At 61.7% G+C, this 21,277-nt stretch carries 18 protein-coding genes and 1 tRNA gene; 12 read left to right on the top strand and 7 right to left on the bottom strand.

Annotated elements, in window-relative coordinates; all coding sequences use genetic code 11:
- The first annotated feature begins 287 nt into the window (after positions 1 to 287).
- Positions 288 to 2,498, top strand: a complete 2,211-nt coding sequence (locus AC1RQ9_RS16410; RefSeq protein ID WP_485987839.1) for a TonB-dependent receptor — start codon at positions 288 to 290, stop codon at positions 2,496 to 2,498.
- 35 nt (positions 2,499 to 2,533) lie between these two features.
- Entirely contained in the window at positions 2,534 to 3,064 is a 531-nt protein-coding gene (locus AC1RQ9_RS16405) for a GNAT family N-acetyltransferase (protein WP_485987837.1), read from the top strand.
- A gap of 172 nt (positions 3,065 to 3,236) precedes the next feature.
- Here AC1RQ9_RS16405 and AC1RQ9_RS16400 read toward each other — a convergent pair whose 3' ends face one another.
- Positions 3,237 to 4,616: an ammonium transporter gene (locus AC1RQ9_RS16400; RefSeq protein WP_485987836.1), complete on the bottom strand. Its 1,380-nt coding sequence runs from the start codon at positions 4,614 to 4,616 to the stop codon at positions 3,237 to 3,239.
- Positions 4,613 to 4,951, bottom strand: a complete 339-nt coding sequence (locus AC1RQ9_RS16395) for a P-II family nitrogen regulator (RefSeq protein WP_010508912.1) — start codon at positions 4,949 to 4,951, stop codon at positions 4,613 to 4,615. Before AC1RQ9_RS16395 ends, AC1RQ9_RS16400 begins: the two co-directional genes overlap by 4 nt.
- 223 nt (positions 4,952 to 5,174) lie before the next feature.
- Here AC1RQ9_RS16395 and AC1RQ9_RS16390 point away from each other — a divergent pair, with 223 nt between their 5' ends.
- Complete coding sequence (locus AC1RQ9_RS16390; protein ID WP_485987835.1) at positions 5,175 to 6,881, top strand: alginate export family protein; 1,707 nt, start codon at positions 5,175 to 5,177, stop codon at positions 6,879 to 6,881.
- Between the two features lie 103 nt (positions 6,882 to 6,984).
- Positions 6,985 to 8,259, top strand: coding sequence for a chloride channel protein (locus tag AC1RQ9_RS16385; RefSeq protein WP_485987838.1), 1,275 nt, complete (start codon positions 6,985 to 6,987; stop codon positions 8,257 to 8,259).
- A 377-nt stretch (positions 8,260 to 8,636) separates the two neighbouring features.
- On the opposite strand, the gene AC1RQ9_RS16380 is transcribed toward AC1RQ9_RS16385, so the two are convergent.
- A complete protein-coding gene (locus AC1RQ9_RS16380) occupies positions 8,637 to 8,813 on the bottom strand; it encodes a hypothetical protein (RefSeq protein WP_485987834.1) in 177 nt (58 codons plus the stop codon).
- A 110-nt stretch (positions 8,814 to 8,923) separates the two neighbouring features.
- Positions 8,924 to 9,775, bottom strand: coding sequence for an aromatic ring-hydroxylating dioxygenase subunit alpha (locus AC1RQ9_RS16375; RefSeq protein WP_485987832.1), 852 nt, complete (start codon positions 9,773 to 9,775; stop codon positions 8,924 to 8,926).
- Positions 9,776 to 9,956: 181 nt separating this feature from the next.
- Between AC1RQ9_RS16375 and AC1RQ9_RS16370 the strand changes: the two genes are divergently transcribed.
- The 3 genes from AC1RQ9_RS16370 to AC1RQ9_RS16360 all read left to right on the top strand — a co-directional run bounded on the left by AC1RQ9_RS16370 (position 9,957) and on the right by AC1RQ9_RS16360 (position 11,964).
- Positions 9,957 to 10,622, top strand: a complete 666-nt coding sequence (locus AC1RQ9_RS16370) for a Rieske 2Fe-2S domain-containing protein (RefSeq protein WP_485987831.1) — start codon at positions 9,957 to 9,959, stop codon at positions 10,620 to 10,622.
- The gene (locus AC1RQ9_RS16365; protein WP_485987830.1) at positions 10,619 to 11,236 is read left to right on the top strand and encodes a glutathione S-transferase family protein; all 618 of its coding nucleotides are present in this window, start codon (positions 10,619 to 10,621) and stop codon (positions 11,234 to 11,236) included. Before AC1RQ9_RS16370 ends, AC1RQ9_RS16365 begins: the two co-directional genes overlap by 4 nt.
- Before the next feature lie 125 nt (positions 11,237 to 11,361).
- Complete coding sequence (locus AC1RQ9_RS16360; RefSeq protein ID WP_485987828.1) at positions 11,362 to 11,964, top strand: preprotein translocase subunit YajC; 603 nt, start codon at positions 11,362 to 11,364, stop codon at positions 11,962 to 11,964.
- On the opposite strand, the gene AC1RQ9_RS16355 is transcribed toward AC1RQ9_RS16360, so the two are convergent.
- The gene (locus AC1RQ9_RS16355) at positions 11,945 to 14,149 is read right to left on the bottom strand and encodes an FUSC family protein (protein ID WP_485987826.1); all 2,205 of its coding nucleotides are present in this window, start codon (positions 14,147 to 14,149) and stop codon (positions 11,945 to 11,947) included. The two genes, AC1RQ9_RS16360 and AC1RQ9_RS16355, sit on opposite strands and share 20 nt — an antisense overlap.
- Positions 14,150 to 14,339: 190 nt before the next feature.
- Here AC1RQ9_RS16355 and AC1RQ9_RS16350 point away from each other — a divergent pair, with 190 nt between their 5' ends.
- Both AC1RQ9_RS16350 and AC1RQ9_RS16345 read left to right on the top strand, forming a co-directional pair.
- A complete protein-coding gene (locus AC1RQ9_RS16350; RefSeq protein WP_193732841.1) occupies positions 14,340 to 14,831 on the top strand; it encodes a MarR family winged helix-turn-helix transcriptional regulator in 492 nt (163 codons plus the stop codon).
- A gap of 254 nt (positions 14,832 to 15,085) precedes the next feature.
- Positions 15,086 to 16,435 (top strand): GntT/GntP/DsdX family permease, encoded by a 1,350-nt coding sequence (locus tag AC1RQ9_RS16345; protein ID WP_485987824.1) that lies wholly within the window; start codon positions 15,086 to 15,088, stop codon positions 16,433 to 16,435.
- Between the two features lie 94 nt (positions 16,436 to 16,529).
- Here AC1RQ9_RS16345 and AC1RQ9_RS16340 read toward each other — a convergent pair whose 3' ends face one another.
- Positions 16,530 to 16,856 carry a hypothetical protein gene (locus AC1RQ9_RS16340; protein ID WP_485987823.1) on the bottom strand — a complete coding sequence of 109 codons (327 nt, stop codon included), beginning with the start codon at positions 16,854 to 16,856 and terminating at the stop codon, positions 16,530 to 16,532.
- A gap of 389 nt (positions 16,857 to 17,245) precedes the next feature.
- Positions 17,246 to 17,320 (bottom strand) — tRNA-Thr (locus tag AC1RQ9_RS16335).
- 95 nt (positions 17,321 to 17,415) lie between these two features.
- On the opposite strand from AC1RQ9_RS16335, the gene AC1RQ9_RS16330 reads away from it, so the two are divergent.
- From AC1RQ9_RS16330 to AC1RQ9_RS16320, 3 genes are read left to right on the top strand one after another with little or no spacing between them, the layout of a single operon-like run.
- Positions 17,416 to 18,909 (top strand): paraquat-inducible protein A, encoded by a 1,494-nt coding sequence (locus tag AC1RQ9_RS16330; protein ID WP_193733467.1) that lies wholly within the window; start codon positions 17,416 to 17,418, stop codon positions 18,907 to 18,909.
- On the top strand, positions 18,906 to 20,570 hold the full coding sequence (locus AC1RQ9_RS16325; RefSeq protein WP_485987822.1) for a PqiB family protein: 1,665 nt from the start codon (positions 18,906 to 18,908) through the stop codon (positions 20,568 to 20,570). Before AC1RQ9_RS16330 ends, AC1RQ9_RS16325 begins: the two co-directional genes overlap by 4 nt.
- Positions 20,571 to 20,574: 4 nt before the next feature.
- Entirely contained in the window at positions 20,575 to 21,213 is a 639-nt protein-coding gene (locus AC1RQ9_RS16320; RefSeq protein WP_485987821.1) for a PqiC family protein, read from the top strand.
- Positions 21,214 to 21,277 lie beyond the last annotated feature (64 nt).

Genomic DNA, 21,277 nt, shown 5'->3' with positions numbered 1-21,277 from the left:
CTTTCAGTTTTGGAATATTTTATGGATAGGCGTTTGAAGCAGCCTTGCGCCTGTCCTGCATCCTGAACGGGTTTCCCCTGCATATTGCCGCATCAACGCGCTGACGGAATGGTCCGTGGCGTGGGTTGCCCTGTGCCTAAGTCAGGGCGGCCATGCTTATGTTGCATAAAAACAACATTCCGGCTGCGTCGCGAGGAAGCCTGCTTTTTTAGTCTGTTATGTTATATTGTACCAATATACGACAGAGGCATCCGAAATCTCCTGACTGGATGCGAGCCCACCCTGACATGATCCGCTTATGGTTCTTCCGCCGCCCGCTGTCCCCCGCCGTGCTGGCGGCCATGACCGCGTTTACGCCGGTTTCCTCCGTTGTGGCGCAGACCACGACGGCGACAGGCACGTCCACCACCACGACCGACACGACCATCACGCCGGTGACGGATGGGGAAATCACGCGCCGGTCATCCGCCCCGGACGCCATGACGGTCACCGCCAGGCTGGACCGTGCGCGTATTCAGTTGCAGCCATCCACCGGGGCCACGGTGCATGCCTTCAGCCGCAAGGCGCTGGAAACCATTCCCGGTGGCGATAATGCCGGGATGAACAGCGTGCTGCTGCAGGCCCCCGGTGTGGCGCAGGACAGTTATGGGCAGATCCATGTCCGTGGTGACCATAACGAGGTGCAGTTCCGCCTTGATGGCGTGCAGTTGCCCGAAGGCCTGAACGTGTTCGGGCAGACGTTGATGACGCGCTTTGCCGACAACCTGTCGCTTTCAACCGGTGCGCTGCCGGTGCAGTACGGCTTCCTGCAGGCGGCGGTCGTGGACATCAACACCAAGAACGGGTCCACCAACAAGGGCGGCAACGTGTCCATTTACGGTGGGGCGCGGGATTATTTCTTTCCCTCCGCCCAGTATGGGGGGCAGCATGGCAAGTGGGATTACTTCTTTACCGCCGATTATGTGCATGACCGCGTCGGGATCGAAAATACGACCCCGTCCTTCAACGCGCCGCATGACCTGAGCAACCAGTACCATTTTCTGGGCCACGTGCGGTATACGGTGGATGAAAACACGCGGCTCAGCCTGATTGCCGGTGTATCCAACGCCGAGTACCAGCTGCCCAATATCGGCGGCCAGCCCATGTTTGGCGATAATTACAGCAGCCTGCTGCCCCAGGCTCCGGGCAGCAGCAACCTGAATGAACGCCAGAAGGAAATCACCGATTTCGGCATCCTGTCGCTGCAGAAGACGATTGGCGCGTTCAGCCTGCAGACATCGGTTTTCTCGCGCTACAGCAGCCTTGGCTACAGCCCTGACCCCAATATGGGCGACCTTGCGTATATGGGCATAAGCCAGCACGCCGAACGTTCGGTCATGTCCACTGGCACCCAGAGCGACGTGACATGGCGCGTGCGTCCTGACCACACCATCCGCTTCGGCTTTCAGGTCTTTGCCGAACGTAACATCACCAAGGCCGATGCCACGGTGTTCAATGACGCGAACCAGCAGGTCAACATCCACACGGGCAATGGCCGCACGGGCGACATCTACGGTCTGTATGTGCAGGATGAATGGCAGCCGCTGCGCAACCTGACGGTCAATTACGGCCTGCGTTTTGATGGCGTGGGGGAATATACCGACGAACACCAGCTCAGCCCGCGCATCAACGTGGTCTGGCGCGCGTGGAAGGGGGCTGCGCTGCATGCGGGCTATTCCCGTTACTTCACCCCGCCGCCGTTCGAGGTCGTGGGCGGGACCGACCTGCGGCAGTTCGCCAATACCTCGGCTGCGACCGATGTCAGCCGTAGCGATACGGTCAAGGCCGAGCGTGACCATTATTTTGATGCAGGTATCGAGCAGGTCATCCTGCCCGGCTGGCGCGTATCGTTCGATGCCTATTACAAGCTGGCCCATAACCTGATTGATGAAGGGCAGTTCGGTGCGCCGATCATCCTGTCCGGGTTCAATTACCGGCGTGGGCAGGTCAACGGCTATGAATTTTCCACATCCTATGACCACGGGCCGCTGTCACTGTACGGCAATTTTGCGTGGTCGCGGGCGATCGGCAAGGACATCACCAGCGCACAGTTCAACTTTGATGCCGATGACCTGAAATATATCAGCAATCACTGGATCCATCTGGATCATGACCAGCGCTGGACGGCGTCTGCCGGTGGGTCCTACACGTTCTTCTATCGCAGCGGGCATCCCACGCGTATCTCGGCCACCATGGTGTATGGCAGCGGTCTGCGGCAGGATTCGGACGTGCCTAATGGCGGGGTCATCCCGCAATACGCGACGTTCAACATGTCGGTCGTGCAGTCCTTCCGTGACCTGTTCCACTCGCGCTTTCTGCGCACCACGCAGTTGCGGCTGGATGTGACCAACCTGTTCGATCACCCCTACATGCTGCGCAGCGGCACGGGTGTGGGCGTGGGTGCGCCGCAATACGGGCTGCGCCGGACCATCCTGACCGGTATTTCGCAGTCGTTCTGACGGGTGTGCTAGGGTCATCCCGTTACACAACCGGGATGACCTTTATGTCTTTTTCCATCCGTGAGGCGGTCGATGATGACGCCCGCTTCCTTCCCGCCATTGAACGCTCGGCCGGGCAGGCTTTCCGTAGCGTGCCCGAACTGGCCTGGGTGGCGGATGACGGGGTCATGTCTGTTGACGCGCACCGGTCCTGCATCGCCACGCGCACCTGCTGGGTCGCGGTAGATGAACAGGGGCGGATCGCGGGCTTCCTTAGTGCCCAGCCCTGTGGGCAGGACCTGCATATCCTTGAAATGTCGGTCGCCCTTGACCGGCAGGGCAGGGGACTGGGACGACGGCTGCTGGCGGCGGCATATGACGGTGCGCGGGCGCTTGATTTTTTCGGACTTACGCTGACAACCTTCCGCACCATTCCGTGGAATGCCCCGTTTTACCAAAAATCAGGCTTTTACCTGTTGCCGTCTAATATGCCGGATGTGCGTCTTGCTGCCGTGTTGCGGGAGGAAGCGCAGGCGGGCTTTCCCCCCGGGTCACGCTGCGCAATGCGGTGCGATGTAGTGGATTGAAAGAAGTTTTTGGTGAAGCTTTTTTCAAAAAGCTTCAAAGAACGCCGCCTTTTTGAAAAAAGGCGGCACCCAAAAACTTTTATTTTTTTATCAATGGATTATTGCGCATGAAAAAAGGACGCCCCGTCGGGGCGCCCTCAGTTTCATGGGACGCAGGAATGGCCGGAGGGGATCAGGAATTGATCCGCTCGCCATGCAGGCTCATGTCCAGCCCTTCCATTTCCTCGTCGCGCGTGACACGCAGGCCGATGGTCAGGTCAATCAGCTTGAGCAGGATGAACGTCAGCACCGCGCACCAGACAATGGTGATGCCAACGGATTCCGCCTGCGCCACGAACTGCGAAAACGACCCGCTGACCCCTTCGGGGCTGGCATCGGTAGCGGAAAGCGGGCCATAGGCGAACACGCCGGTCAGCAGCGCGCCCACGATGCCGCCAATGCCATGCACGCCAAAGGCATCAAGGCTGTCGTCATAGCCCATCATGTGCTTGAGGCCCGTCGCCCCCCAGAAGCAGATGAGGCCGGCGGCCAGGCCGATCATCAGCGCGCCACCGGGCAGCACGAAGCCCGCCGCCGGCGTAATGGCCACAAGCCCGCCCACGGCACCGGAAATGATGCCCAGCACGGTCGGCTTGCCGGTCTTGAGCCATTCGGCACACATCCACGACACGCCAGCAGCGGCCGCCGCGATCTGGGTGGTGGCCATGGCCATGCCCGCGCGGCCGTTGGCCCCTACCGCAGACCCGGCATTGAACCCGAACCAGCCCACCCACAGCAGGGACGCGCCAATGATGGCGTAGGTCAGGTTATAGGGGGACAGGTCTTCTTCACCATAACCTTTGCGCCGCCCGATCACCAGGGCCGCGACAAGGCCCGCGATACCGGCATTGATATGCACGACGGTGCCACCGGCGAAGTCGATCGCGCCAATCTTGCTGGCGACCCAACCGTCCGGCCCCCAGACCCAGTGGGCCACCGGCACGTACACGATCAGCGACCACAGGATGGTAAAGACACACAGCGCGCTGAACTTCATGCGTTCGGCAAACGCGCCGGTAATCAGCGCGGGCGTGATGATGGCGAACGTCATCTGGAACGTCATCCACACGCTTTCGGGAATGGTCATGGTTGTTGCGGCGGGCGTGCCGGCGGCCATGGTGAAGGCCACGTCAGACCCCTTGCTGATCCCCGCGCCAAGGCCGTTGAGCATGACGCGCGACAGGCCGCCGATGAATGCGTTGCCCGATGTGAAGGTCAGGCTGTAGCCCAGCACCATCCACACCACCGTCATGATGCAGCAGATGCTGAATGACTGCATGAGTGTCGCCAGCACGTTTTTCTTGCGCACCATCCCGGCATAGAACAGGGCAAGGCCGGGAATGGTCATCATCAGCACAAGGCCCGTGCTGATCAGCATCCATGCCGTATCACCCGTGTCGATCGCGGCGGGGGCCGCGTCGGCCGCCATGGCGGGCAGGCTGCCCATGGACAGCGCGACAGTTGCGGCCGCAGGCCCGCACTGGCGGGCGCTCTTGCCAATCTTTGTGATCACAGCGCGTTTTCTCCGGTTTCCTGTGTCCTGATACGCATTGCCTGTTCAAGGTCGAGGACGAAAATCTTGCCATCGCCGATCTTGCCGGTGCACGAGGCGCTCTGGATCACGTCCACCACCTTGTCGCACTGTGCGTCCGCCACCGCGATCTCCAGCTTGATCTTGGGCAGGAACTGGATGTTGTATTCGGCACCGCGATAGATTTCGGTCTGACCTTTCTGGCGGCCATACCCCTTGACCTCGGTTGCGGTCAGGGCGTCCACCCCGATGGAATGCAACCCCTCACGCACCTCATCGAGCTTGAACGGCTTGATGACGGCAATAACGAATTTCATTTCGTTCCCTTCCTGCCTTGCCCCTGAAACATCTTTTCGCTGTCTCTGTTCCGTACAGGTAACCATATCCGGAAGCAATATGAACTTGCTACCGCCTTTGGCCCCGATTGTGCAGTGCCTGTGTGCCGCCATTACCGACGCGCCATGTTTCCGGTTTTCGTTTGCGATACCGGGAAATGCCGTTATTGGAATTGTTTCGTAACGAAAGGCGCTTTTCCACCGTATGTCTGATCTTTCCGTCCGCGCGGTTTCGCGGCGTGTCCGCTCCATGGGGCGACGGTCTTTTTCCGCCCTTGTCCTGCCGGTATCCGGTGCGCTGGCATGGGGCGCGCAGGTCCCTGCGGCTTTTGCATCCGTCACGCAGCCGGGACGCAGTGCGCCGGAAAACATCCATGTGCACGCCGTTCCCGTGCCGCCGGTCGAGTACCTGCCATCGGCCAACCCCGTGGGCCAGCCCATCCGCATGCCCGCCATGGCGTATCGCCGCCCGTCGGGTCACCAGTATGACTGGGGCGTGTTCAACCGCGACAGTGGCGAAGCGGCGGGCTTTGGCCCCGTCGGCCGTTATGGCGTGGCGCGCTGGGCGGAGGACTGGAGCAGCCTGCGCAATAAAAAGAAGGGTGATGATCCCTTCGATGTGCTGAAATACATTCCCCTGACCCGCAGCGGCAGCGTGTGGATCAGTTTTTCGGGTGAGACGCGGGCACGCAACTGGTTCGAGAACCGTCCGGTGCTGGGGGCCGCGCATGTCGCGGATTCGGGGCGCTTTACGGTGCGCAACCTGTATGGGGCGGACCTGCACCTGGGCACGCATGTGCGGCTGTATGGCGAACTGATCAATGCCGATGCGGGTGGCTGGCGGCCGTATGGTTATGGCGACACCTACCGCAAGCAGCTTGATGCGCAGCAGGTCTTCATTGAAGTGAAGGGGCATGTGGCGGGGGCGAAGGCGGGCTTCATGTTCGGGCGGCAGGCCTTTCTCGATATGCCGGCCTATGTGCTGTACTATCGCATGTCCTCCTCCGTGCCGCTGGCGTGGAACGGCTTCCGGGCCTATGCCGCATGGTCGCGCGTGCGGGTGGATGCGTGGGATTTTGTCGGCACCGACATCACCCCCAATGGCATTTTCCACGATACGGAAGATTACGGTACCCGCCTGTATGGCGTGGCGACCACATGGGCACCGCCTGACTTCACCTTCATGAAACAGACGGGCTATTCCTTTCTCGACCTGTTCTATTTTGGCACCAAGGCGGGCGGGGGAATGAGTGGCGTGTCCGCGCCGTCATTCATGGTCCAGCCCGGCATGGCCACGCGCAACAACTTCGGCGGCCGATGGCATGGCATCGCGGGACCGATCGAGTTTTCGGTGGGCGGGATATGGCAGGGCGGGGCCTTCCGCGCCACGGGACCGGACAGCCCGTCGCGGCCCATCAATGCATGGTCGTTCAGCAGCAATGTGGGCTACCGTATCCCGCATGACCGTTTCCATACCTTTGTTGGCATGCAGGCGGACGTGTTTTCGGGGGGTGATGCGCGGCGCAATACGGTGGGCACGTACAGCCAGCCGTTCAATCCACAATTGACCTATGTTGATGCCTCGCTCACCGTATCCGAATCGAACATGGTCGATATCGGGCCGGAGGTGCGCATGACGTTCTTCAGGTCGCTCAGTGTCATGGCGCGCTATCCGCTGTACTGGCGCTACAGCACGCAGGCCCCGCTGTCGCGGCCGGGTGCGTTGCAGTACGCGTTCCATTACAACGGTTCGTTCATTGGCATGGCCCCGCAGGCCACGCTGACATGGCAGATCGGGCCCCATCTTTCATGGGCGCAGACCCTGTCGCGGTTCATGACCGCATCGGCGCTGAACCGGGCGGGGGGCAGCAGTGGCACCTATTACATGTCCAACCTGTCCTTCCGCTTCTGAAACCTGCCTTGCGTCCGGACCCTGATCCGGCATACCCCATGCAGCCATGACGACACCCGCTTCGCCCTCCGTTCCGCCCGCTGCCTCAACGCCCTGGCCGGTCATGGCCATGGCGGTTGTCTGCACGGGTATCCTGTCCGGGCTGGGGGGCACGGTGCTGTCCCTGCTGCTGCACATGATCCAGCATGTCGCCTATGGCTACGGTCAGCCGGGCGGGCCGCATAACTTCCTGCTCGGCGTCAGCGCGGCCCCCCATTGGCGGCGCGTCGCGGCCCTGTCTGTTGCGGGTGTCGTGGCCGGTGTAGGCTGGTGGGCGCTGGGGCGTTTTGGCCGGCCGCTGGTCAGCATTGCCGCCGCTGTGGGCAAGACGGGTCTGGGCAAGCCGATGCCGCCGCTATCCACCGTGATCCACCTGCTGCTGCAGATCGTGACCGTGGCCCTTGGCTCACCGCTGGGGCGTGAGGTGGCGCCGCGTGAACTGGGGGCCGTGCTGGCCACCGGCACGGGCCGCATGCTGGGCCTTGTGGCGGATGACCGGCGCATCATCATCGCCTGTGGCGCGGGGGCGGGGCTATCGGCAGTGTATAACGTGCCGCTGGGCGGCGCGCTGTTCATTCTTGAGGTGTTGCTGGGCACGGTCGGGCAGCGGGCCGTACTGTGTGCGGTGGCGGCGTCGGCTATCGGGGCATTCGTGCCGTGGGCGGTTCTGGGCAACGTGCATCAGTATGAAACCGGGCCGATGGCGGTGACCGCACCCGTGGTGCTGTGGGCGATATGCGCCGGTCCGGTCATCGGCATTGGCGCGCATGTGGCCAAGCGGCTGATGAGTATCGTGCAGAACCGCGCAGCGAAGGGTGTCTCACGCATTGGCTGGTGCCTGGTGGTGTTTCCCCTGATGGGGATGCTGACCTGTTTTTACCCGCAGTTGCCGGGTAACGGGCGCGGGCCAATGCAGTTGGCGCTATCGGCCCGGCTGGGCATGGAACTGGCGGCCATCCTGCTTGTGCTCAAGGTCGTGGTCATCATGGGGGCATTGCGCGCCGGGGCGGCGGGCGGCCTGCTGACACCCAGCCTGACCATGGGGGCGTTGCTGTCCACCGTTCTGGCGGGAGCGTGGAACATGGTCCTGCCTGCGGTGGATGAAGGCAGCGTGGCGTTGCTGGGTGGCATCGCCTTCCTTGGCACGTTCATGTCCATGCCCCTGACGGCGGTGGCGCTGGGGATCGAGTTCACGCATCTGGGGCATGACATGTGGATCCCGGTTTTCATTACATCGGCTGGTGCGCTGCTGGCCTTCCGGGTCTGCGCGCGGATGGGGGGACGGATGGCAGCCCAGACACAGCCCAGCGCACCGGGCAGCATGTCGGCCCGATCCTGATATTCAGAAATAACCAATCCCATCGCCCGATGTGTTCCGGACAGTCTTTCCAGACAGAATCAGAACGGAAAAAGGCGACACCGTTGCCGATGCCGCCTTTCCCTGAGGACAGTTGCCGTTTTCATTTCAGCAAAACCGTCAGCGCCATTCATTCCACGTGCTCTGCCCCCTCTACAATGGGGGAAACACTCACGTTTCAATGACTTCACGCCATCGTGGCCCTACGGTTCAGAGCCTGCCATTGCACCCTTGTGCAAATTACAAAGAAGTTTTTGGTGAAGCTTTTTTCAAACAGCTCTTAAGAACGTCACCTTTTTGAAAAAAGGCGACACCCAAAAACCTTTATTATTTATAAGTAAATTACTGAAAATATTATGTTATTTTTCAGAAAAAGGATCGAAATCGCCATCGTTTTCGCGCACGCTCCACCATCCCTTGTTCCACTGTTCATAGGCGGGCAGGGTCTCGTCAAACGGGTTTTCGATCAGCGGTTCGCCCTTGCTGGCGGCGGTCTTGCCCTGTTCAAAGGCGTCGGGCGGGGTCTGGTCGGTCATGGGTGGTTTTCCTGACTTGTCTCTGTCTGGTGATGCGTGACGCTTACACCATGTGCCCCGCGCGGACAGCCCCACCCGGCGGAAGGGGGTAATGCGTCACGCGCAGGTGTTCAGGCCGTCGTGCCGTAGGTCGCCTTGCGGTCGCGCAGCCACCGGCGGTAGGCGACCGACATGCGGTCCGCCATGGTGGGAATTTCCGCCCCGGCCGAAAGCGGCAGCCGGCGCGGGCGCTGGTTTTCCAGAATGATACGGTCCTGCAGGAAGATGGTCTGCTGGAATTCGATCAGGTTGGCCTGGGGCGAGACATCATCGATCAGGAACATGACCGGATGCGCGCGGGAACATTCCTGCGTCATGGGCTGAACGAACAGGGCGATGACGTCAAAACGTCCGGGCTGCGCGGGACAGGTCTTGTACAGCAGCGTCACGAACGGCCCCGCCACGCGGTACAGGTATTCCGTGTCCAGCCCGTCGGTGGCGGACAGGGCGGCCTGCGGCTGGAAGAAATGGCAGTCCGTGGCCCAGACCTCGTTGCCGCCATCACGCAGTTCAATGGTGTAGCGCGCGACTTCGGTGTTCGGTTCGGCACCAAGGATATTGGTGTGGACAAAGGGGAAATGCGCCATGTCGAGGAAATTCTCGACAATGCGCGGGGCCGATGTCCGCACCGTGAACACCCCGCAATCGACCAGCCTGCGGTCGGGTTCCAGGGCTTCGTCAATGGCGGGAATGTCGCCCGCCGGCGTGCCCAGGCAGGTCCACAGGCAGCCGTGGCGGGCACGGACCGGCAGGGTGCGCCTGTCCGCCACGTCGCAGGCGAAGGGATTGTCCTGCGCATCAAGGCCAAAGGTTATGTGCCGGTCCAGCAGCATGGTGTCGGTGGGCGTGGTGCGCAGCTGTGACAGGGGACTGATCACATGCCAGTCGGACAGGATGGTTTCATCGGCGGTGATCTGTGTCATTGCCCGGTTCCTGTTTGCAGTATGCCATCGCGCTGTGTGCGGATTGCCGTGACGGTGGCGTAATGTTAGCTGCCATCATGGTGGCACGCCATGGTGTTGCGTGAAAGAATACACGCTGTTGTGTCCGATACGCCCCGCGGTGTGCAATCCTCAGGGTCTGATGGAAGGAAGCGGGGAACATATGAAAAGATGGCAGCCGGTCAGCGTCCTGTCCGATATACGCCGGGGCGAGGTCGCGGGCGTGCGGATTGGTGGCCGCGAAGTCGTGTTGTGGCGCGAGGATGCACCCACCCCAACGCTGCATGCGTGGGAAGACCGCTGCCCCCATCGGGGCATGCGGCTGAGTTTCGGTTTTGTGCGCGATGATGCGCTGGGGTGCTTGTACCATGGCTGGCAGTTTGGCGGCACAGCGCGGTGCAGGCTGATCCCGGCCCACCCGCAGGTGCGTGTGCCTGCCTCGATCCATGTGCATGCCTATACCGTGCGTGAACATGCGGGCCTCGCATGGGTCAGCATGGACTGGGCGGAGGATTTTCCCGCTGGCGGGACAGGGCCGGACACCGCGCTGCCGGTGCGCACCCTTCACGTCAATGCATCCGTGGGGGCGCTGCGCCTTGGCACCGGCATTGCGGGCGATGCGGGCATGGCGTGGCACGGACCGGTTGGCCTTGCGGTGCACGAACCGGTGGCGGGGCAGGCCATGCTGCATGTGGTGCGGGTGGCGGATGCGGATGGCCCGTCGTCTCCCGTGCTGTCACGCTGGGCCGAACGGCTGCGTGACGCGGTGGAAAGTGGCGCTGACATCGCCCCCGTCATGAACGAACTGGCTACGGGAGAAATGGCATGACCACCAGACTGGTCCTGTATGACTGGACGCCGGATGTGCGCTGCTATGCCGTGCGCCTTGGCCTGTCGCTCATGGGCATGACGTATGAGATACGGGCCGTGGATACGGACCTGCCCGTGGGCCAGCGCCCGGCGGGATTGCGGGCGGATGAGCGGCCACCGGTGCTGGTGGCGGGCAATGTGCGCCTGTCACGCCCTGGCGTCATCATGCAGTTCATCGCCCGCCAGCCGGAGGTCGCGCGGGCATGGCTGGACCCGGTGCATGAATGGGCGATCCTTGACTGGCTGGATTTCGGGACGACGGCGCTTGATACCATGGCGGCGGCACGCGATGCCGCCTTTGGCACCACGCTGCCTGTCCTGCCGCCCATGGGCGCGCTGGTGGCGGCCCTGCGCCGGATGGAAGACCACATGAGTGCGCGCGCGATGGAGGGGCATGACTGGTTCGCAGCCCCCGCCGCCAGCATTGCCGATGTAGTGCTGTTTGTCGTGTTCGCGCTGACGGTGGACCTTGGGGTGGAACGCGATACCTGCCCCGCCCTGCGGCGATGGGCGCGGCGGATGCGCGGCCTGCCGGGCTTTGTGGTCATGCCCGGTGTTCCGGACTATGCCTGAGCGCCATACATCTTTGGATACATGACTGCATTTAGACGTTATGGAATACGATGAAGCTGGCCCGGGCGCAGGCCCAACCGGCAGGGATTCATACCCGTCAAGAGATTGAGGAAAGAACAAGAAATATGAGCATGAAGCTGTTTGCACCCCGTCGCGTTGCGGCGGCACTGGCCGTTACCATTACCGCAGGCACCAGCCTGTGTGGCGCATCACAGGCCGCCATGGCGCAGGCCGCCCCGGTTATCGTGGGCAACCAGACGGCGACGGCAATCGTCGAAAGCGTGGATCATGACGCGGGCATGGTGCTGTTGCGTGACAAGGCGGGCAACCTGGATACCGTGCGCGTTGACCCGGACGTGCGCGCCAAGCTGCCGGTCCTGCATGCCGGTGACAAGATCGGCATGCGCATCGTGCGCACCATTGATGCCGTCATCGCACCGCCGGGCGCGCCCATGCCGGAATCGACCGAAAGTGCCGCAGGCACGCGCACCGGCCCGCACCCGCATGGCATGATGGTGTCCTTCAAGCGTGAACGCGTGAAGGTGACGGGCGTGGACACCACGCGCAATCAGGTCGTGTTTGTCGATCCCGATGACATTACCCGCGTCGTGCTGGTACGCCAGAAGCCGATGCAGGAATTCCTGAAAACCCTGAAGCCGGGCGATGAAGTGGACACGACAGTCATGGATGCGGTGTCGTTCTCGGTGCTCAGCCGGATTCCGTCCTGACGGCCGCAAGCGGTGGACGGTGGGCGGCGGGATAATCCTCCGCCCACTGCAGCGGGCCGCGCTGGTCAAGGAAGCCGGGAATGTCCTGGATGATCCGCGCCGCCTGCTCCAGACACGCCATGGCCTCGACCTGTGCGGGAGGGCGTAGCGTGATCGCGTCGGGCGGGCACAGCGTATCCGCCGCCCGGCGCAGCCCCGCTGCCGTCAGCAGCGGGTTATGCGCCAGTTCGGAAAATGTATCGAGCGCATCGTAAATGGCGACCTGCTGCGCCCCGGTTATGTCGGGGCTTGCGGCAATCATGCGGATCCGTTCCACCAGCCGCCCAAGTGACAGCGTGGCCAGCGCCGCATCGATGTATTCATGGATCACGGCAGGGCGGGCGAAGAAGGACAGCCGCATCGCCAGACGCAGCACCTTCTGCAGTTGCAGGTTTTCCCACACCAGCCATTCCTTGCCCTGCCGGCGTCCCGACAGCGCCAGCCTGCGCAGGCTGCGCGTCAGTGACGTGACAAGGCGGGCGGCATCCAGCCTGTGGTTGGGCGGCAGGATGACCCGGAACGACAGCACCAGCATGATGCAGCCCATGAGCAGCGCCATCCAGCCGTTAAGCAGGCTGATATCATTATAATAATGGATCGGGTTGTTGACCTGCAGCATCACGGTCGAGAACACGCCATAGCCAAACCCGCCAACCCCGAATTTCGGGTGGAACTGCAACCATATTCCCGGCAGCAGCATGATGCACAGCGAAAGCCACAGCAGCGGATACCCGTCGATCTGCGGCAGCAGGTAGGTATGGCATAACAGCCCCGCCGGAACCCCCAGCGCCGTGCCTGCCGCCATAAGCCCCGCCGCGCGGGATGCGGAAGGCAGGGTGGACAGCAGGCTGGCCGCCGCCACCACGTACAGCATCATGGTCGGGGCCGCCGTCCAGTGCAGCACGTACCAGATCAGGCACGCCGACATGGTGATCAGCATGCCGCGCGCGCCGTTGCGCAGCGCCGTTGGCCATTCCAGATAGGGTTGCAGCCGCAGCCTGCGCCCCGCGCTGCCCCGGCGCGACAGGTCCTGCAGCGCGGTTTCGATCTGGCCCAGCAGGTCCTGTATGTCATCAAGGAACAGTAGCGATTGCGGGGAATGCGTCTCACGCGCCTGCGCGATCATCAGGTCCCGGGTCTGGCGTATGCGCGCGCAGCCCTCCATCCAGCTGGATTCCAGTGTCCGGTCCGTCGTCCGGTCCATGAGAAACTGCAGCATGGACACGATCTCGGCATGCACCACCCGGTCCTGTTCGGTATCGGATGCGGTGATGGTGTGGGGATGGTACGACGCCACGATGCCCGACAGGCGCGCAAGCCCCGCGCGGATTTCACGTTCGCGCACGCTTATGTCGTAGTTGTCGGTGGCCGCGTATTCCACCGCATCCGACAGCCGTCCGATCCGCGCCAGCATGGCCGCCCGGCTGTCATGGAAATTGGTGGGCAGCGCGCGGAACGTGCTGCCCGGCAGGGCATCCGGGTCCTGCGCGGGAACATTGGTATAGCCTTGGTGAAACGCCTGGATATAGCCGATCGTATCGCGGAACAGGGCATGGATCTGCACGAACAGGGTGTCCGAACGACGCGGCGAGGTAACCATAAATACCGCCGCCGTCGTCACGATCCCCACCACCACGGCAGAAAGCCGCGACATGGCGCTAAGGAAAATGCCATCCGGGTCGTCAAATGCCGGGGCGGAGATGATGACAATGGTATAACCCGTCAGCACGGCGGCATAGGCGCGGAACAGCCGCAGGAAGGTCGCCGCCATGCACGCCAGTCCTACCGTGAATGACAGTCCCATGAAATACAGCGCCGGGGACTGCACGAACACCGCCATCAGCCCCACGCTGATGGATGCGCCGATAATGGTCCCGATCACGCGCCACACGCTTTTGGATACCAGCGCGCCCACCGTCGGGTTGGCCACGATCATGACCGTTGTGACCGAACTCATCGGGGACTGAAGCTGGAAGCTGAACGCCAAGAACAGCGCAATGGCGACCGACAGCAGGGCACGCCCGCTGAACGCCGCCGTGGTGCGCAGCGCGGCCCATTGGGCATCATCGGAAAAATGGCGCGTAAGGCTGGAAAACATGTGGGTGCCGACTCCCAGCTGCGGCGTTTTGGGCATCTGATAACGCATGCCGCAGGAAGTTAAAGGGCATGGAGCATAATTTATTGTATGACAATTAATGCCATGTCAATTATATCTGTCCTGCATATCAGTGCCGCCGGGCAGCCATCGCATAAATGGGTCATGATCGGGCCATGCGGGCATGCTATCGGGCACGCAGAGGACTTCGGCGGGGTCTGATCACCAGCAGGGGATGCGCATGGCTGACCGTTCACCATTGCCTGATATCGAGGGCGCGGGCTTTCAGGACATGAGGATGACGTTCCTGACCATGCGGCTGGCCAATACGTGGCGGCTGGGTCTGGACCGCGCGCTGCGGCCCGAAGGCATGAGCATGGCGATGATGCGCCCGCTGGCATACCTCATGATGTTGCCCGATCGTGTCAGCCAGCGCACGCTGGCCCATGCCATGAATACCGACAGTTCGGCGCTGGTGCGCGTGCTGGACCTGCTGGAGGAAGAAGGGCTGGTCGAACGCCATCCCGATCAGGAAGACAGGCGCGCCAAGAGCCTTGTACTGACCGCACGCGGCCGACGTAAATGCGCGACCCTGCACCGGATCTGCGCTGACATGGAAGCGCGCGTGCTGGGTGGCATTCCCGCCGACAGGGTGCAGGACATGATGGATGTCCTTTCCCGCGTGCTGCGGCAGGCGGAAGACGTGATGATGGATTCCGCCGTCGGGCCATGAGTACGTGTCCTGAAAAGCAGACAAGTTTTTGGTGAAGCTTTTTTCAAAAAGCTTCAGGGAACGCCGCCTTTTTGAAAAAAGGCAGCATCTGGAAATGTTTATTTTTTATCAATGCTCTGTTTTGAAACAATCTCTGACTGACCTGCATCAGGTCTTCCTGTCCGGCCCTGATATAGTAAACACAATGTCCACACCCGCTGGCTGATGCCATGACAGGGCACGCATCGGGACAGGAAATTGGGGGATAGGCGTCAATGTCGGTCGGAATGGCCCTGTTACTGGCTGTTGTGGCCATATGCGTTGTCGTTTTCCTGATTGAACGGGTCAAGTTCAATCCGTTCCTTGCACTGCTGATTGCATCCATGCTGCTGGGGTTTGCCGCCGGCATGCCCGCTTCACGGGTCGTGGCGTCGTTTGAAGGCGGGGCGGGGCAGGTGCTGGGGCAGATTGCCTCGGTCATTGCGCTGGGCACCATGCTGGGCAAGATGCTGGAGGTCTCAGGCGGCGCTGACCGCATCGCCATGACGGTGGTGGCGCTTGCGGGGCCGCGGCGGCTGGACTGGGCCATGATGGTGATCGGCCTGCTGGTCGGGTTGTCGGTGTTCTTTACCGTGGGCTTCGTCATCCTTGTGCCGCTGGCCTTTTCCATCGCGCGGCAGACCGGGCGGCCCATCCTGCATGTGGCGCTGCCGGTGACCGCCGCCCTGTCGGTCGTGCAGGGCTACATGCCACCCCACCCCGGTACCATGTTCGCCCTTGCGGCCTATCATGCCGATATCGGGCGTGTAATCTGGATGGGGGCCGTGGTCAGCGTACCGGTCGCGATCATTTCGGGGCCACTTTATACCCGCTTCATCGTGCCGCGCCTGCCTGCGGATACCGGGGCCGGGGCGGCACACGCCCATGGGCATGATGCGCCCCGCACACATGCGGACCTGCCAGGATTTGGCATTACACTGTTTACCATTCTCGCTCCCATCGTGCTGATGCTGGCGGGATCAGCCGCCCGGTTCATGGGACCGGTCACGGGGGGCTGGGTCGAAGCCCTGCGTTTTGTGGGGGATCCCAATGTGGGGCTGGCGCTGGCGGCGCTGCTGTCGTTCTGGACGCTGGGGCTGCGGCGGGGACTGGCGCGTGAGAAAATCCTGACCTGTTCCAACGAGTGTCTTGGTCCGCTGGCCAGCCTGCTGCTGATGATTGGCGCGGGGGGCGGTTTTGGCGCGGAACTGATGGATAGTGGCATTTCCGATGCGATCGCCCGTGCTGCGGTGGACATGCATGTCCCGCTGCTGTTCCTGGCATGGGGGCTGGCGGCAGGCATGCGCGTGGCGGTGGGATCCGCCACCGTCGCCATGAGTACCACGGCCGGAATCGTGGCCCCGATCATGGTGCATGGGGCAGGGGCCTCGCCCGAACTGCTGGTGCTGGCGACTGGGGCGGGGGCGGTCATGTTCGGGCCGATGAATGATTCGGGCTTCTGGCAGGTGCGTGATGCGCTGGGTCTTACGGTACCGCAGACATTGCGCACATGGTCGGTGATCGAGACCCTGATTGGCGTGGCGGGGCTGGGGATGTGCCTGCTTCTGGGGTGGTGCGGTTTGTAAGGTGCGGCGGAACGCACGGCATGCAGCATTATAAAAACAGAGCCACCCGTTTGATCGACCGGGTGGCTTTATTATGTATATAGGTTTCTATGTTTTAGTCGTGTTTCATAAATAGCTTAATGTCCAGCCCTATGCCTTTTCTTGATATTGTAACTTTTGGATATAAATAGGGATTTGTTGTTATATAGTCATCAAAATCAATAATATAATATTCATCGGCCATATGGAATACAAAACCGTCCTTTGTATTGAATATGGTCCTTTCCTCCTGATCGTATAAAAAATCGTGTAAAAGGTCCGCTGTATCCGGGATGACTTTCCCATCTTTGCTTATGGACATCTCATCAATAGCGATATTTTCTATATAAAACGTATCTTTATAATTCCCGAAGAGGGAATTGAGATTGTTGATTATCCCCATGACAGGTGCTCCTCATATGTTGCAGTTTGAATACAACAAATAATCCACTTGTAATTACAATTTATTTTAAATAAGACATATTCTGTAAGTATTTATAATACCAATGGTCGGACAGCCTGATACCGGACACGATAAAAGTGTCCGGGCTGGTTGGATGGTTATGACCATGGAAAGGGTGCCGAATGGCATGGTGGTTTCATCCGTGCCGGGATGTCGGCCAGATGAGACAGTCGGAATCGATCGGGGATTCGCATGTCCTCGAATCCGTTTCCGGTCGCGATCCGGGGCGCCGCAAAATGGATGGCCTTGCCCACGCGCTGTCCCGTGGAACAGGGGAACGGTTTACGAAGTCGGATAAGTTTTGAAATCTTGAAAAATCAGGGGGAAGGTGGTGCCGACACTCGGAATTGAACCGAGGGCCTACTGATTACGAATCAGTTGCTCTACCCCTGAGCTATGTCGGCAGACCTGTGGCGTCTGATAAACGATGGTCTGGCATGATGCAATATCTCAAATGCGGCATTCCCCATTTTAATTTGGTCTATATGCTGTGTTCGGTATGAACACGTCTTCTTCCTCCCCGCATCTACGCTGTGATGATGTCGAACCCGGTCCCGTCCGTCATGTGCGTGTCATTGGCGGATTGTCGGAATGTCCCGGCTGTGGCCTGTACCAGCGCCTGCCGGACCTGAATCCGGGGCAGCAGGCATCATGCGTGCGCTGCGGGCAGAAACTGGCACGCAGGCGGCGCACCGCGCCTCTGGCGACGCCGCTTGCGTTCTGCATAAGCTCGGCTGCGTTCTATCTGGCGGCCCTGGCGTCATCGCTCATGACGCTGGATGTGTATGGCAGGCAGCGCACGGTGGACCTGCTGACCGGGCCGATGGAACTCATGCATGAAGGGTGGGGGGAAGCGGGCGTGCTGGTGGGCGCGGTCACGATCCTGGCCCCGGCCATCGCGATCGGGTTCATGTTCGCCATCCTGTATGCCGCGTCATGCCGGCAGTTGCCGGACTGGGCGCCGCGTGTCCTGGTCTGGTATGACAAGCTGCGGCCATGGTCGATGGTCGAGGTCTATATCCTTGGCATTTTCGTTGCCTATACCAAGCTGACCGACATGGCCCATGTCGATGTGGGACCGGCCGTGTACCTGATTGGCGCGTTGATGCTGACCATGGCGGCCACGGATTCGACGCTGGATACCGAAATGATCTGGCGGCACCGCCGCATTGATTCCCTGACCCGCGCCGAAGGGGATGAGGCGGTCGAGGTGGATTACGTGCATGTGGACGATGTGGGCATGCCGCCGGTGGACCATCTGGTAGCCTGCACGTCGTGCGGACTGGTGGGGGAACTGGCGCATCCGGTTTCCAATCTGACCTGCGTGGGGATCTGCCCGCGTTGTGAGCACAAGGTCTGGCGTCGCCTGCCACAGTCGCTGACACGCACCACCGCCTTCCTGATCGCGGCCATCGTTTTCTATATTCCTGCCAATCTGTACCCGGTCATGACCTTCATGCGCATGGGCGGCGGCGGTGGCCATACCATTGTCGAAGGCGCGATCGAATTGTGGGTGGACGGCATGATCCCGCTGTCGCTGCTGGTGTTCTTTGCCTCCATCACCGTCCCGATGCTCAAGATCGCAAGCCTTGGCTGGATGGTCTGGCAGACATGGCATGGCGCGCGGGGGCACCTTGTGGCCCGGACCCGGCTGTTCCGGGTGGTGGACATGGTGGGCCGGTGGTCCATGATCGACGTGTTCATGATTTCGATCCTTGTCGCGGTCGTGCGCTTCAATGCCATGGCCAGTGTCACCGCCAATGCGGGCATGGTGGCCTTTGCCGCCGTCGTGGTGCTGACCCTGCTGGGGGCATGGAGCTTTGACCCCCGCATCATGTGGGATGCAGCGGGCCGCAATGGCCGGGTGGTCGATGGCCTGCCCCCGTCCGTGCTGCGCGCGCAGGTAACGCGGGATTCCGGACAGACAACCCCTTCACCTTCCCTTTCCCCGGTCGGCACCGGACCGGCCAGCATGGAGCCAGATCAGGCGTGAATGACGATTTCCTTTCCAATGACCCGCGGGGGGACGTGCCGCAGGCCCGTACGCGGCGGTACCGTTTCTCCGTGGTCTGGCTTGTGCCGATTGTCGCCATCCTGATCGCGGGTTACCTGGGCTGGCGCGGCCTGACCGAACGGGGGCCGCTGATCGTCATAAGCTTTGATACGGCCGATGGCCTGACCAGTGGCCAGACCGAGGTCAAGAACAAGGCGGTGCCGCTTGGCACGGTCGATTCGATCCGGCTGAGCGATGACCTGCACCATGTCGAGGTCGCCGTGCGCATGACCTCGTCTGCTGCCCGCACGCTGACCGATCATGCCCGTTTCTGGGTTGTGCGGCCGCGTATCAATGGCGCCAGCGTCACCGGTCTGGAAACCGTCATGTCCGGTGCCTACATCGCCATGGACGCGGGGGAACCGGGTGGTCATTACACCACGCATTTCAAGGGGCTGGAATCGCCACCGGGCGTGCGTTCGGACCAGCCGGGGCATACCTATACGCTGGTCACGCAGTCCCTTGGCTCACTCGGTCAGGGCGCACCGATCTTCTTCCGCGACGTGGTGGTGGGTGAAGTGCTGGGCTACACCATGCCGCCCGAAGGCCGCGGACCGATCAAGGTACAGATTTTCGTGCAGGCGCCCTATGACAGTTACCTGCGCACCACTACGCGCTTCTGGAACGTGTCCGGCGTGCAGGTGGGCCTTGGTCCGGGTGGGCTGAAGGTCAAGCTGCAGTCATTGCAGGCGCTGCTGTCCGGTGGGGTCGCGTTTGACCCGCCCGATGCGCGCAATGAAAAGAACACCCTGCCCAGCACTGCCGGGTCCGACACCACCTTCCTGCTGTATGACAGCGCGGAAGACGCCAACAGTGCGGGCTACCGGGAGCGCATTCCCCTTGTCACCTACCTGACCAGTTCGGTGTCCGGCCTGACGAAGGGGGGACGCCTGACCATGTTCGGCATTCAGGTCGGCATGATCGACGATGTGAAGCTGGAGGTTAATCCCGCCACCGGCAAGGCGCATGTGCGCGTGGCCATGGAACTGCAGCCCGAACGCGTGCTGGATAATCAGCAGGTGCCCCCCGATGCCATGGCCGGGCTGCTGCGTACGCAGGTGGCGGACGGACTGCGCGCGTCGGTGCAGAGCACCAGCATGCTGACCGGCGAATCCGAAATCGCACTGACCTTCGTCAAGAACGCGAAGCCCGAGCAGATTACGATGGAAGGTGACGCCATGGTCCTGCCGGGACAGGCGGGTGGCATGGCGGGCATCATGGATTCGCTGTCCATCATTGGCGACAAGATTGCTGCCATGCCGCTGACCCAGATGGGCGACAACCTGACCAGCCTGCTGGCCCATGCCGATGCGCGGATCAACAGCCCCGATACAAAGCAGGCGCTGACCGCGCTGCGCAGTTCGCTACAGAACCTGCAGGTCATATCGCGTGATGCCCGCAGCGAAATGCCGCAACTGCTGACCGGTATGGACAAGACGCTGAAAAACGCGAACTCGGTCCTGTCCAGCTATGGTGGCGATACCGATTTCCAGCGCAACCTGCAGCAGATGATGCAGCAGCTTAACGACGCCGCGCGCTCGCTGCGCTTCCTGTCGGACTTCCTGACCCACCATCCCTCGGCATTGATTACGGGACGATAAGATCATGCGACGCCCTTTCTTCACACATTCCGCGCGGCGGACCATGGCCGCAACGGCTGCCATGGCGGGCACGCTCCTGCTGGCCGGGTGCGGGTCGTCCGATCCGACGCTGTATTCACTGGCCCCGGTGGCCAGCACGCAGCCTGCCGTCGCCGGGTCGCAGGTTCCCGCCGTGATCGAAGTCCGCACGCCCGGTGTCCCGTCCTCGCTGGACCGGCAGACCATTGTGGGCGTGCAGGATGATTACAGTGTCACGCCGCTGACGGGTGCTGCGTGGAGCGAGCCACTGGCGCTGATGCTGGGCCACGTGCTGTCCACCGACCTGCAGCAGCGCCTGCCGGGCCGGACCGTCTTTGCCCAGAATGATGCGACCACCGTACCGGCGGAGGGCGCGGTCGAGGTCGAGATCACCCGTTTCGCGCGCGATTCCGCGGGGCTGGTGCATCTTGCGGGCAGCCTGTCCGTGCACAGGGTGGGGGATGCGGATCACGGACTGTCCGTGCCGCTTGACCTGAGTGCGTCCCCCACCGGCACCGGTACGCGCGCCATGGTGGCGGCGCTGAGCCAGCTTACGGGACAGGTGGCGGACATGGCAGCCGAACGGCTGCAGGCGCTGCCAGCGGCACCCGCGCATCACTCCTGAACAGTAAATAACAGTTTCCGGGTGCCGCCTTTTTTCAAAAAGGCGGCATTCTTCGAAGCTTTTT

This window comes from Komagataeibacter ossonobensis (assembly GCF_057359305.1).
The sequence above is the reverse complement of the archived record's forward strand: the minus strand, read 5'-3'. Positions and strand labels throughout refer to the sequence as shown.